This is a genomic window from Microbaculum marinum (assembly GCF_037855135.1).
In the GTDB taxonomy this organism is placed as follows: Bacteria; Pseudomonadota; Alphaproteobacteria; order Rhizobiales; family Tepidamorphaceae; genus Microbaculum; species Microbaculum marinum.
Genome location: NZ_JAZHOF010000012.1, coordinates 70,481 through 83,908, shown reverse-complemented (window position 1 = coordinate 83,908; position 13,428 = coordinate 70,481). Strand labels below are relative to the sequence as shown.

At 66.5% G+C, this 13,428-nt stretch carries 9 protein-coding genes; 1 reads left to right on the top strand and 8 read right to left on the bottom strand.

Annotated elements, in window-relative coordinates:
- Window positions 1-24: 24 nt before the first annotated feature.
- From fdhF to V3328_RS23710, 4 genes are all read right to left on the bottom strand, one after another.
- On the bottom strand, window positions 25-2,805 hold the full coding sequence (gene fdhF, locus V3328_RS23725) for a formate dehydrogenase subunit alpha (protein WP_340332210.1): 2,781 nt from the start codon (window positions 2,803-2,805) through the stop codon (window positions 25-27).
- Window positions 2,802-4,523 (bottom strand): NAD(P)H-dependent oxidoreductase subunit E, encoded by a 1,722-nt coding sequence (locus tag V3328_RS23720; protein ID WP_378759009.1) that lies wholly within the window; start codon window positions 4,521-4,523, stop codon window positions 2,802-2,804. Before V3328_RS23720 ends, fdhF begins: the two co-directional genes overlap by 4 nt.
- Window positions 4,524-4,868: 345 nt before the next feature.
- Complete coding sequence (locus V3328_RS23715; protein ID WP_340332209.1) at window positions 4,869-6,332, bottom strand: S8 family peptidase; 1,464 nt, start codon at window positions 6,330-6,332, stop codon at window positions 4,869-4,871.
- Window positions 6,333-6,509: 177 nt separating this feature from the next.
- A complete protein-coding gene (locus tag V3328_RS23710; protein ID WP_340332208.1) occupies window positions 6,510-8,180 on the bottom strand; it encodes a formate--tetrahydrofolate ligase in 1,671 nt (556 codons plus the stop codon).
- 315 nt (window positions 8,181-8,495) lie between these two features.
- On the opposite strand from V3328_RS23710, the gene V3328_RS23705 reads away from it, so the two are divergent.
- Window positions 8,496-9,809, top strand: coding sequence for a UDP-glucose dehydrogenase family protein (locus tag V3328_RS23705; RefSeq protein WP_340332207.1), 1,314 nt, complete (start codon window positions 8,496-8,498; stop codon window positions 9,807-9,809).
- Here V3328_RS23705 and V3328_RS23700 read toward each other — a convergent pair.
- The 4 genes from V3328_RS23700 to V3328_RS23685 form a co-directional block, all read right to left on the bottom strand.
- The gene (locus V3328_RS23700) at window positions 9,806-10,681 is read right to left on the bottom strand and encodes an alpha/beta hydrolase (protein ID WP_340332206.1); all 876 of its coding nucleotides are present in this window, start codon (window positions 10,679-10,681) and stop codon (window positions 9,806-9,808) included. The two genes, V3328_RS23705 and V3328_RS23700, sit on opposite strands and share 4 nt — an antisense overlap.
- 1 nt (window position 10,682) lies before the next feature.
- Window positions 10,683-11,384 carry an ABC transporter ATP-binding protein gene (locus V3328_RS23695; protein ID WP_340332205.1) on the bottom strand — a complete coding sequence of 234 codons (702 nt, stop codon included), beginning with the start codon at window positions 11,382-11,384 and terminating at the stop codon, window positions 10,683-10,685.
- A gap of 286 nt (window positions 11,385-11,670) precedes the next feature.
- Window positions 11,671-12,426, bottom strand: coding sequence for an ABC transporter ATP-binding protein (locus V3328_RS23690; protein ID WP_340332204.1), 756 nt, complete (start codon window positions 12,424-12,426; stop codon window positions 11,671-11,673).
- Window positions 12,419-13,426: a branched-chain amino acid ABC transporter permease gene (locus V3328_RS23685; protein ID WP_340332203.1), complete on the bottom strand. Its 1,008-nt coding sequence runs from the start codon at window positions 13,424-13,426 to the stop codon at window positions 12,419-12,421. Before V3328_RS23685 ends, V3328_RS23690 begins: the two co-directional genes overlap by 8 nt.
- Between the last annotated feature and the right edge of the window lie 2 nt (window positions 13,427-13,428).

The window sequence follows — 13,428 nt, the reverse complement described above, 5'->3', positions numbered from 1 at the left end:
CCTCCGCCAAACCTGTGGCGAACACTACTCGGCAGCCTCGGCTGGTTGAGCGGCAGGTTCTATCCGCGCGGCGCAGAACTTGAATTCGGGAATCTTGCCGAACGGATCGAGCTGCGGATTGGTCAGGATATTGGCGGCCGCCTCCTCGAAGCAGAAGGGGATGAACAGCATCCCCTCCGGGACATTGCGGTCGCGCCGCGCCTTCAGTGCGATCTCGCCGCGACGCGTGGCGACCCTGACCATGTCGCCTGCCTCGACGCCGAGGGTACGCAGCTGGCGGGGATGCATGGCGACGGTCGGTTCCGGCTCGATGTCCTCGAGAACGGAGGCCCGCCGGGTCATCGCGCCGGTATGCCAATGCTCCAGCAGGCGCCCCGTGGTCAGGACCATCGGATAGGCAGCGTCGGGCAATTCATCAGGCGGCAGCAAGTCCGTCGGCACGATCCTCGCGCGGCCATCCTCGGTCGGGAACGACTCGGCGAACAGGATCTCGTTGCCGGGCCGGTCCGGCGCATCGCAGGGATAGGTGACGCTGCGCTCGCGCACGACGCGGTCCCAGGTGATGTTCTTCAGAGACGGCATCACCTGCGCCATCTCCGTGAAGACTTCGGCGGGCGACTGGTAGGTCCAGTCTAGGTCCATCCGCGTGGCGATCTCCTGGACGGTCTGCCAGTCGGGACGCGCCTGGCCGGGCGGTGCGACCACCGGCTCGCCGATCTGGACCTGCCGGTTGGTGTTGGTGAACGTGCCCCACTTCTCGTAGTAGCTCGTCGCCGGCAGGATCACGTCTGCGTAGTAGGCCGTCTCGGTCAGGAATATGTCCTGCACGACGAGGTGGTCGAGACGTGCCAGCGCCTCGCGGGCGTGGTGCTGGTCGGGATCCGACATCGCCGGGTTCTCGCCGAGCACGTACATCGCCTTGATCTGTCCCTCGTGGATGGCGTTGATGATCTCCACCACGGTCAGGCCCGCCTTGGGATCCAGGTCCGTGCCCCAGAAGTCCTCGAACAGGTCGCGGATCTCCTGCTTGGCGACAGACTGGTAGTCCGGATAGACCATCGGGATCAGCCCGGCGTCGGAGGCGCCCTGCACGTTGTTCTGGCCGCGCAGCGGATGCAGTCCAGTGCCGGGCCGGCCGACCTGTCCGGTGATCAGCGCGAGCTGGATCAGGCAGCGGGCGTTGTCGGTGCCATGGACGTGCTGGGAGATACCCATTCCCCAGAAGATGATGGACGCCTCGGAGCGCGCGTAGTCCCGGGCGACCTCCCGGATCACGTCGGCCGGAACGCCGCAGACCGCTTCCATCTCTTCCGGCGAGAACTGCCGGACCTTCTCGACCAGTTCCTCGAAGCCGTGCGTGCGCGCGGCGACGTACTGCCGGTCGTAGAGCTGCTCCTCGATGATCGTGTGGATCATGGCGTTGAGCAGGGCGACGTCCGATCCCGGCTTGAACTGGAGGTGACGGGTGGCGTGCCGTGACAGCATCTGCCTGCGCGGGTCGACGACGTAGAGCCGCTTGCCCCGCTTGACGGCATTCTTGATGAAGGTCGCGGCGACCGGGTGGTTCTCGGTCGGATTGGCGCCGATGACGATGATAACCTCGGCGTCCTTGGCGGCATTGAAGGGCGCGGTGACGGCGCCGGTGCCGATCGCTTCCATCAAGGCTGCCACCGACGAGGCGTGGCAGAGCCGGGTGCAGTGATCGACGTTGTTGGTGCCGAAGCCGGCGCGCACCAGCTTCTGGAACAGGTAGGCCTCCTCGTTGGAGCACTTGGCCGAGCCGAAGCCGGCCAGCGCTTGCGAGCCGTCACGCTTCAGGACCTCGTTCAGGCCGCCGGCCGCGCGGTCGAGCGCCTCTTCCCAGGTCGCTTCGCGGAAATGGGTGTACGGGTTGGCGGGATCGAGCTTCGCATGCGGTTCCTTCGGGGCGTCGTCGCGCCGGATCAGCGGCACCGTCAGTCGTTCGGGGCTCGACTGGTAGTCGAAGCCGAAGCGGCCCTTGACGCAGAGCCGGTTCTGGTTGGCCGGGCCGTCGGCGCCATCGGCATAGAGGATCTCGCCGTCGGCGACGTGATAGTCGATCTGGCAGCCGACGCCGCAGAACGGGCAGCCGGACTGGATCGTCTGCTGCTCGAACTCTACCCGAACACCGTCCTCGTTCAGCAGCCGGGCCTCCATCAGGGCCCCTGTCGGGCAGGTCTGCACGCACTCTCCGCACGCAACGCAGGTCGAGCGGCCCATCGGGTCGTCAAAGTCGAAGGTGATCTTGGCGGTGTGTCCTCGGCCCGACATGCCGATGACGTCGTTGACCTGCACCTCGCGGCAGGCGCGCACACACAGGTTGCAGTGAATGCAGGCGTCGAGATTGACCCGCATCGCCGGATGGCTCGGATCCGGTGCCGGGACTTCGGCGAAACTATGTGCGGGAAGGCGGCTTTCCGAAACGCCCATCCTGTCGGCCCAGGCCCACAGCTTCGAGGTCGGATCGTGGGCGTCGGTCTTCGCCGGCTGGTCCGCGACCAGCATTTCCATGACCATCGCGCGCGCCTTGGCGGCGCGGTTCGATGCCGAGTGGACGACCATTCCCTCTGCCGGCTTCCTGATGCAGGACGCGGCGAGGACGCGCTCGCCCTCGATCTCGACCATGCAGGCGCGGCAATTGCCGTCGGCCCGGTAACCGGGCTCGGGGGAGTAGCACAGGTGCGGGATGTCGGTGCCGCAGCGCTGGGCCACTTGCCAGATCGATTCTTCGGGCGAGGCGCCGACCTCCCGGCCGTCCAGCGTGAAACGGATGGTGTCGCTCATGCCGTCGTCTCCTCGCCGAAGAATTTCCGGACCGATCTGATCGGGTTGGGCGCGGCCTGCCCGAGGCCGCAGATGGAGGCGTCCGCCATGGCCTGGCACAAGTCCTCCAGCAGCGGGTCGTCGAAGCGGCCGGATTCCATCAGCTTGACCGCCTTTTCGCAGCCGATCCGGCAGGGCGTACACTGGCCGCAGCTTTCGTCCTCGAAGAACTTCAGCAGGTTGATGGCCGCGTCCCTGACGTCGTCCTTGTCGGACAGGATCACCACTGCGTGGCTGCCGACGAAGCAGCCGTACTTTTCAAGTGTCCCGAAATCGAGTGGCAGGTCGCCCATGGCGGCCGGCAGGATGCCGCCGGAGGCGCCGCCGGGCAGGTAGGCTGCAAACCGGTGGCCGTCCTCCATGCCGCCGCAGTACCCGTCGATGAGCTCGCGCACCGATATGCCGGATGGCGCGAGCTTGACGCCGGGATCGTTCACCCGCCCCGACACCGAATAGGACCGCGGGCCCTTATGGCCCGGCTTGCCCTGCGAAGCGAACCATTCCGCGCCGTTCTTCAGGATCGCCGGTATCCAGTAAAGCGTCTCGACGTTGTGCTCCAGCGTCGGCCGACCGAACACGCCGACGCTGGCAACGTAGGGCGGGCGGTGACGGGGCAGCCCGCGCTTGCCTTCCACCGATTCCATCAGCGCGGATTCCTCGCCGCAGATATAGGCGCCCGCGCCACGTCGCATCTCGATATAGCCGGGAGCGGCCAGGCCGCCGTCCTCCAGCGCGGCGATCTCCCGCGTCAGGATCTTGTGGGCGGCGGGGTATTCGTCGCGGAGATACAGGTAGATGTGATCGGCCTCGACGGCATGGGCGGCAATCAGCATTCCCTCCAGGAACTGGTGCGGACGGCTTTCCATGTAGTAGCGGTCCTTGAAGGTTCCCGGCTCGCCTTCATCGGCGTTGACGCACATCAGGCGGGGTTTCGCGCCTGACCTCACGAATTCCCATTTGCGCGCGGCGGGAAAACCGGCGCCGCCAAGCCCGCGCAGGCCGGCTTCGGCGACCATCCTAGCGATGTCGTCGTATGCCAGTTCGCCCGATCGAAAGCGCTGCAGTTCGGCGTAGCCGCCCTCGGCGCGATAGGACTCGAGCGACTGATAGTCGGGCACCTGCGCATGAAAGTCGCCGGCCACGATGACCGCGGCGGTGCGTTCCGGCGTCGCGCGGTCGACGAAGCGATGGCCGACCTCGCAGACCGGCGCGGTGTCGCAGCGGCCCATGCAGGGCGCGCGGACGACACGGATAGCCGCGGGATCGATCTCGCTTTCAAGCGCCCGTTTCAGACTGTCTGCGCCCTTCATCGCGCATGGCAGCGAATCGCAGACTCTGATCGTCAGGGGCGGGGGTGGCGCCTCTCCTTCCTTCACGATGTCGAAATGGGCGTAGAAGGTGGCGACCTCGTACACTTCCGCCTGCGACAAGCGCATTTCCTCGGCGAGGGCCATCAGGTGGCGGGCATGAAGGCAGCCGTACTCGTCCTGGATCAGGTGCAGGAACTCGATCAGCAGGTCGCGCCGTCTGGGCCGATCGCCGAGCAGCGTCCGGACCTGGTCGTGAGCGACGGGGTCGAGGTCGCGACCCTTCGGCCCATAGCCGCGCCGCCTCTTGCCGCCGCCCTCGCCACCGCCAGGCATCGTCCGGTCCTTGGGAAGGGTCGCCTGATCGTTCATCGTTGCCTGACCTGCGTTCGCGTCATTCGATGTCGTACAGCCAGATCGCCGCATCGCTGCGACGTCCGTTCGCCGGCCTCGCCCAATCGAAACTAGGATTGCCCGGGTTCATTATCCAGTCCGCTGCGGCCCGGGCGACTGAGGCACCACCTTACCCTACCGGCTTCGATCATAGGCCGGCGCCACCAAATGCGACACAGGGGTTCGTTTCAGCGGACATCGCATGCGGGATGTTCTGCCGACGGCGGCAGTCCCGGTGACGTGCACAAAAGAATCGCGCGGCCTGACGCCGCGCGATCAAACTGCCATGTGAGCGCAGGAGCGCCGGACAGGAAGCCCGGACCGTCAGTTGCAGCCGAGCCGACGCATGGCCCGCGGAAGGTTCACCCTGCGGCGCGTGTAGTTGACGTCGGTGATTTTCTTTCCGGTCTTCTCCAGCGCCTTTTCGATCGCGGCGACCGACTTGCCGCCGCATTTGTCGGCTGAGCGGATGGCCGCGAAGACACCGGCCACATGCGGTGCCGCCATCGAAGTGCCCTGCAGACCCTTGAACTTGTTGCCGGGCACCGACGAAAGGATCGTCGACACGTAGGGCGTGTCCACCGGATAGAAAGCGTCGCCGCCCGGGGCCAGAACGTCGACCATCCTGCCCATGTTGGAGTAGTAGGCGGTCCGTTCCTCCTGGCCGAAGGTCCACTTCGTCGTGGCGCCGACGGTTATCGCGTTGGACACGCAGGCCGGCATTGCGACACCGTCGGTGAAGCCGTCGTTGCCGGAGGCGATGACGACCGCGACATCCGCTCTGCGGAACCTTCTGATCATGACCTTCATGACCCGGCCGAGGGGATCCTGGTCGCAATTGGTCGTGAAGGGTCCCCCGCCGCCAAGGCTCATGTTGATGGATGTCAGGGGCGTTTCGAACTTGTTCCGGTTCCTGTAAAGCCAGTCGAGCGCAACGAAAATATCCGAGAACGACGTGTCGATGGCGTCGTTGCCGTCATCGTCCTTGGTTTTCTTGAAAACCTGGACCGCGACGATGTTTGCGTCGAAGGCCACGCCCTCGAGCGGTTCGCCGTCCTTCGGGTTGGTGTTGTACCCTGCCGCGATGCCGGCCACGTGCGTGCCGTGTACGCATCCGGCGGCGAACTTCGTCGGACAGTTCTTGCCGGAATTGCCGCCCGTCTGCCGGGTGGTGCCGTTCGGGCAGAAGGAGGCCGCGGGGTTTCCTGCTCCCGAGAAGCAGGCCTGGCCGATGATCCGGGAATCGTCGAGGAACTTGTGGTTCAGGTTGACGCCCGTATCCACGATTGCGACGGTTTCGCCGTCGCCGGTCGCCCGATAGGGGGCCTTCCAGGCCGCAGGCATTCCGATGATCTTGGTGGACTGGGTGAGAAAGGCGTCCAGTTCCATGTCGAGGGCGACGTTCTCGACCCGCGGGTCCGACTGCAACCGGCGCAGTTCGGCTTCGTCGACGTTGACTGCGAACGCCGGGACAACGGTCAGGCGGCTCAATCCATATGGGTTGGAACCGGATTCCATTGCACTGGCGGTCGTATCGAAGACCGATTCGATGACCGCGTCCTGCAGAGCCCGGATTTCCCTCGGGCTCAGATTCCCTCCGCTTTCGGCGGGGTCCTCCAATGTGACGATGACGCGGACGCGGCGCTGGGTCTGCAGCGCCTCGGACGGCGTCTGCACCGCCGTCGCGGTTGCCGGGGGATTGCCTTCGCGGACCTCGACCTGCGCCTGGGCAGCAAGCGGAAGGCCGAGTGATGCAGCTACCGCTGCCATGACAATGTAGTTTCGCATTGACCATTCCTTTGCGGGATAAAACCCGAGTTGACGCTGCGAAAATACATCCCGGCAACGTGTTGCCAATTGAAAATATTGCCGAAAATGGGGCGGCTGCTATTCCTTTTCGGCCGCCCCCAGGCGGGCGGACATGAAGATGGCTGATAGCGCTCGGGCCGGACGAAGGGGGCGGGCCTAGAACAGGCCCTCCACGTTGCCGGCACCGTCGAGCCGAATCGTATTGGCTGCCGGTATCCGTGGCAGGCCAGGCATCGTCATGATCTCGCCGGTGATCACCACCAGGAACTCCGCGCCCGCAGACAGCCTGACCTCGCGGATAGGCACGACGTGGCCGCTCGGTGCGCCCTTCAGGCTGGGGTCGGTGGAGAAGGAATACTGGGTCTTTGCCATGCAGATGGGAAACCTGCCGTAGCCCTGCTCGTCGAGCTGCCGGAACTGGTCGCGCACCGACTTGTCGGCGACGATGTCCTCGGCGCCGTAGATCGAACGCGCCACGGTCCGCACCTTCTCCCAGGGCGACAGGTCGTCGTCGTACAGCGGACGGAACTGGGACTTCCCCGATTCGGCGAGCGCGACGACTTTCCGCGCCAATTCCTCGGTACCGGCGCTGCCGTTCGCCCAGTGGGTGCAACTCACCGCTTCCACCCCGAGGTCCGAGCAATAGGCCTGGACGGCGTCGACTTCGGCCTGCGTGTCCGACGTGAAGCCGTTGATGGCGACGACGGCCGGCACGCCGAACTGGCCGACATTGCGGATATGGCGGCCGAGATTGGCCAGGCCCTTCTTGACCGCCTCGACGTTTTCCTTCCCGAGATCCTCCTTGGCGACGCCGCCGTGCATCTTGAGAGCGCGGATCGTGGCGACGATGACGGCGGCAGCGGGCTTCAGCCCCGCCTTCCGGCACTTGATGTCGAAGAACTTTTCGGCACCGAGGTCGGCACCGAAGCCCGCCTCCGTCACCACGTAGTCGGCGAGCTTCAGCGCGGTGCGGGTGGCGAGAACCGTATTGCAGCCGTGCGCGATGTTGGCGAAGGGACCGCCGTGGACGAAGGCGGGATTGTTCTCCAGGGTCTGGACAAGGTTCGGCATCAGCGCATCCTTGAGCAGCACCGTCATCGCGCCGGCCGCCTCGATTTCCTTGGCGGTCACGGGTTTGCGCTCGCGGGTGTAGCCGACGACGATGTTGCCGAGGCGGCGCTCCAGGTCCTTCAGGTCCATCGCCAGGCAGAGGATGGCCATGACCTCCGAGGCGACCGTGATGTCGAAGCCCCCTTCGCGCGGGAAGCCGTTGGCGACGCCGCCGAGCGAGCAGACGATCTCGCGCAGCGCCCGGTCGTTCATGTCGATGACGCGGCGCCAGGCGACGCGGCGCACGTCGATTCCCAGGGAATTGCCCCAGTAGATGTGATTGTCGACGAGGGCGGCGAGCAGGTTGTTGGCCGATGTGATCGCGTGGAAGTCGCCGGTGAAGTGGAGGTTTATGTCCTCCATCGGCACCACCTGTGCCATGCCGCCGCCGGCCGCGCCGCCCTTCATGCCGAAGCAGGGGCCGAGCGAAGGCTCGCGCAGGCAGATCATCGCCTTCTTGCCGATCCGGTTCAGCCCGTCGCCGAGGCCCACGGTGGTCGTGGTCTTGCCTTCTCCCGCCGGCGTCGGCGTCATGGCGGTGACGAGGACGAGGTTCCCGTCCGGCTGGTCCGCCAGCGAATTGATGTAGTCCAGCGAGATCTTGGCCTTGTAGGGCCCGTACTGAAGGACCGAGTCGCTCGGCACGCCGAGCTTGCCGGCGACGTCGATAACCGTGTCCATCCTTGCTTCGCGAGCAATTTCGATATCGGACTTCATTGCTGTTCCCCTGGACTGTAGGCCACCATCGCCGGTGCGACCGCTTAACCGATTTCCGGCGTGAGCGCCATCGAACGGACGCTACGGCCGGCGGGGGATTAGTACCAAGTCCGGGCCTTCGGGCGGGCGCGGAAGCGACGTCCAAGACCTCAAATGCGCCAGCCGCGGCGTGCCGCCGAAATCCGCCCGGCGAAAGTGCCCCGGCTGCCGGGCCCGGATCGGTATGGGCCGTTCGCGCGGAGCGATTGCGTCCGGCGGGCAAGTCTGGTAGCCCCCGGAACCGAGCCGCCCACGCCACCTGCCCGCCGAACCACCATGCCCCATCGCATTGCAGTCGTTGGTACCGGTTACGTGGGTCTCGTCTGCGGCGCGTGCTTTGCCCGGCTCGGCCATTCCGTAGTGTGCGTGGACCGGGATGCCGGGAAGATCGCCTCCATCGAGGCCGGCGAGATTCCGATCTTCGAGCCGGGACTGGAAGATCTCGTCACCGCCGAACGCGCGGCAGGCAGGCTGACATTCACGACGGATACCGCGGCTGCGGTGCGTGCTTCGGAAGCCGTTTTCATCGCGGTGGGGACGCCACCCGAGCCGAAGACCGGCAATCCCGATCTGACCGCCGTCATGGCGGTTGCCGACGCGGTCCTCGATGCTGTCGACGGCTTCACCGTCCTGGTCACCAAATCGACCGTTCCGGTCGGCACGGCGCGGCGACTGGAAGCGCGGATACTGGAACGTCAGGGGATCGACGTCGCGGTCACGTCGAACCCGGAATTCCTCCGGGAAGGCAACGCGGTCCACGATTTTCTTGAAGCCGAGCGCATCGTCGTCGGCTCCAGGGATCGGCGTGCGGCCGACCTGATGGAGAGCCTGTACCGGCCGCTGATCGACCGGGGTTCGGTCTTGATGGTGACCACCCCTGAAACCTCCGAACTCGTCAAGCATGCTTCGAACGCGTTCCTGTCGACCAAGATCGCCTTCATCAACGAAATGGCGCGGCTGTGCGAGAAGGTCGGCGCGGACGTGGAGATGGTGGCCCACGGCATGGGGCTCGATGCCCGGATCGGCCCGCGCTTCCTGAAGCCCGGCCCCGGATACGGCGGTTCGTGCTTTCCCAAGGATGCCCTTGCGCTTGCCAACGCCGCCCGGGACGCGGGATCGCCGCTATCGATCGTCGAGACGGTGCTGTCCTCCAACAACTGGCACAAGCACGCGATGGTCACCAAGATCGCCGATGCTGTCGGCGGGCTCGACGGCAGGCGGATCGGCGTGCTGGGAATCGCCTTCAAGAGCGGGACCGACGATGTCCGCGAGGCCCCGGCGCTGACCATAATCTCAGAACTCGTCAAGGGCGGCGCCAGGGTGACCGCGTTCGACCCGCAGGCAATGGAAAACGCCAGGCCGCTCCTCAACGGGATCGGCTATGCAGAGCAGGCCGCCGAGGTGGCGGAAGGCGCCGATGCCGTTGTAATCCTTACCGAATGGCCCGAGTTCAGGGATCTCGATTTCGCCGCCATGCGGGCGCGGATGCGCCGCCCCGTGCTGATCGACCTGCGCAATCTGGTCGAACCGGACCGCGCCGAAGCGGCGGGCCTGGCACTGCATCCGCTGGGCAAGGCGGCGCGGATCTAGCTCGCCGCGATCATCGCAAGCGTGTCGCGGAAAAGTCGCCGCTTGGGGTCGGCGAGATCCAGGATGATGTCGAAGTGGTTCCGGTCGCCGATTTCGTAGGCGGTGCAGGGGAATCCGCGGGACTTCCAGGCCTCCGCGTAGTCGCGGCTCTGGCGCTTGAACTCCGCCGTCTCGTTGCCGCCCCATACCGCGATCAGCGGGCAGCCTACGGCAGAACCGGGTGCGGGGAGGTGGCGGATCGGGCTGTTGCGGGCGGCATCCGCGGGGCTCAGGCGCAGCCACTCGTTGGGCGTCGTCAGGCGGACGGGCTCCAGGTCGTAGAGCCCGCTGGCCGACACCGCTCCCTTGACGATGTCTTCCGTCACGCCGTCAAGCTCGTGCCATCCCGGTGTCGTCAGCATGCCGACGAGGTGTCCTCCCGCCGACGAACCTGCGACATGGATGCGCTGCGGGTCGATGCCGAATTCGCGGCCGTTCGCCCACAGCCATGTCACCGCCGAGCGGCACTGGCGGACGATCTCGTCGAGGCTCGCCTCCGGCGCCAGCGCGTAGTCGACGGCGGCAACGGCGATACCCTCGTCGGTGAACGCTTTCGCCATGAAGGCTGAGTCGTCCTTGGACAGCAGCCGCCAGTAGCCGCCGTGGATGAACACCAGGACCGGTGCTCCCGGTCCGGCCGGGAAGATATCCATCGCCTCGGCCTCGGACGGCCCGTAGGAGACGTCGAGATGGCAGGGCAGGGTCGCGCGCATCTCGGCCGAAAGCGACGCATAGCGCTGCAGGAACGGTTCGATCGAGGGGACGGTGGCCCGGGCATCGTATTCGCGTGCGAGCGTATCGGCGTCCATGCCCCGGTAGACCGCGTCCGGCATCTCACACTCCCAGATAACGATGGGCGATGTCGGGATCGGCATCGAGGGCGGCGGAATCGCCGCTCCAGACCACCACGCCCTTTTCCATGATGAAGTGCCGGTCGGCGATCCGCTTCAGCGCCGACAGATTCTTGTCGATCAGCAGGATCGACTGGCCGGCGGCCTTCAGCCGCGCGATGACGCCCCAGATCTCCTCGCGGATCAGCGGGGCGAGCCCTTCCGTCGCCTCGTCGAGCACGATCAGCTTGGGATTGGTCATCAGGGCGCGGCCGATGGCGAGCATCTGCTGCTCGCCGCCCGACAGCGACCGTCCGAGCTGGCCGTGCCGTTCTCCCAGGCGCGGGAACAGTTCGTAGATGCGATCCAGGGTCCACGGCGTTCCCGAGCCCGAGCGATTGGCCGACGTCGCCAGCAGATTCTCCCGCACGGTCAGCGTCGGGAAGATCTGACGCCCTTCCGGGACGAGACCGATTCCGAGCCGGCCGATCCGGTGCGGCGCGAGGCCGGCGACGTCCCGACCCTCGAAGGTGATCCGGCCGGCTCTGGGCGGCGTCAGGCCGAGCAAGGAGCGCACGGTGGTGGTCTTGCCCATGCCGTTGCGGCCCATCAGGGTGGCGACCTGGCCGGCCTCCACCGACAGGTCGACCCCGAACAGCACCTGGCTGCGGCCGTAGAAGGTCTCGACGCCGCTGAGGGTCAGCATGGGCGGACGTCTCGTGAGCGGCACCGAACGCGGGCATCGAGCCCGCCTCCGGCGCTTGCCCCCACCCCGACCCTCCCCCACAAGGGGGGAGGGGGCGGGTACGGAATGGCTTTCCACTTAGCACGCCCCCGTGCAGACGGCGAACTCGGTCGCAGCGACAGGCCGGCAAGCGAGCCGCACACACTCCCTCCCCCCTTGTGGGGGAGGGGCGGGGTGGGGGGTAACGCCTGGCCGGTCCTCGAGGGGCCGGCTGGGCGTCTTGCTGCGGAGGTAAGGGCAGACGCCGTCACGCCGGCTCCTCCTCGCCGAGATAGGCTTCGCGCACGGCCGGGTTCTCGCGGATTTCGGCTGGCGTGCCCGTGGCGATGGCGCTGCCGTAGACCAGTACGGTGATCCGGTCGGCGAGCGCGAAGACGGCGTCCATGTCGTGCTCGATCAGCAGCATCGTGACCTCGCCGCGCAGCCCTCTCAGCACGTCGACCACGAAGGCGCTCTCGTCGGGCCCCATGCCGGCCATCGGCTCGTCTAGCAGCAGCAGGCGGGGCTTCAGCACCAGCGCCATGGCAAGTTCGAGCCTGCGCTGCTGGCCGTGCGAGAGCGCGTGGGCCGGCCTGTCCGCCTCCGCCTTCATGCCGACGGCGGCGAGCGCCTCGCCTGCGATGCGGTTCAGGACCCGATCGCGGCGGACGGGCGCGAAGAAATGGAAGCTGTGGCCGGTGCGCGACTGGGCCGACAGCGCGACGTTCTCCAGGACGGTGAAGTCCGGGAAGATCGAGGTGATCTGGAACGATCGCACGAGGCCCAGGTGCGGCCGCTCGTGGACCGGCAGGGTGGTGATGTCGTGCCCGTCGAACAGGACCCGGCCGTGGTCGGGCTTCAGTTCGCCCGAAAGCTGGTTGACCAGCGTCGTCTTGCCGGCCCCGTTCGGACCTATCAGCGCATGGATCTCGCCGTCGGCGACCTCCAGCGTCAGGTCGTCGGTCGCCTTCAGCGCGCCGAACGACTTGGCGAGCGCCTCGACTCTGAGCAAGGGGTCAGCCATCGCCGTTCTCCTTCCGGAACAGGACGCCGTAGAGCCCGCGCCGGGCGAACAGGACGATCAGGATCAGCATCGGGCCGAAGACGACGCGCCAGTGGTCCTTGAGCAGGTCCATGGACAGGTCGCCGAAGATGACGGGCAGGTATTCCTCCAGCAGCAGGAAGGCCGCGGAGCCGAGGATCGGGCCGGTCAGGGTGCCGATGCCGCCGAGGATCACCATGATCAGGATGTCGCCCGACTTGGTCCAGTGCAGCATGTCGGGGCTGACGAACTTGGTGTGGTTCGCCAGCAATACGCCGGCCAGTCCCGCCCCTGCGCCGGCGATGACGAAGGCGGCGAGCTTGTAGCGGTAGACGGGATATCCGAGCGCCGCCATCCGGCGCTCGTTCTGGCGGATGCCCTGCAGCACCCGGCCGAAGCGCGATGCGACGATCGCCCGGCACAGCAGGAAGAAGCCGACGAGGAAGGCGAGGCACACGTAGTAGAAGACCGTATCGTTCTCGAGGTCGATGAACGGCATCTCGCTGCGGCCGGCGAACATGAACAGGCCGTCGTCGCCGCCGTAGCGCTGCAGCGAGACGAACAGGAAGAACAGCATCTGGGCGAAGGCCAGCGTGATCATGATGAAGTAGATGCCGCTGGTCCTCAGGCAGAGCGCACCGAGCAGCAGCGCCGCGACCGCCGAGACGGCGACCCCGAGCGGCCAGACGACCGGCGCGTATTCGGTCCCGGGCAGCCCGAACAGGGCCGAGCCGTCGTAAAGATGGAACGACAGGATCGCCACCACGTAGGCGCCGACGCCGAGATAGGCGGCGTGCCCGAAGCTCACCATGCCGCCGTAGCCGAGGATCAGGTCGAGGCTGATCGCGGCGATCGCAAAGATCAGTATGCGGGCGACGGTCGACGTGAAGTAGGCGTTGCCGGCCGCCTCGGCGATATACGGGAAGGCGATCAGCAGGATCAGGCCGGCGATCAGGAACGGTCTTTCGAAAGAGCGCGGCATCC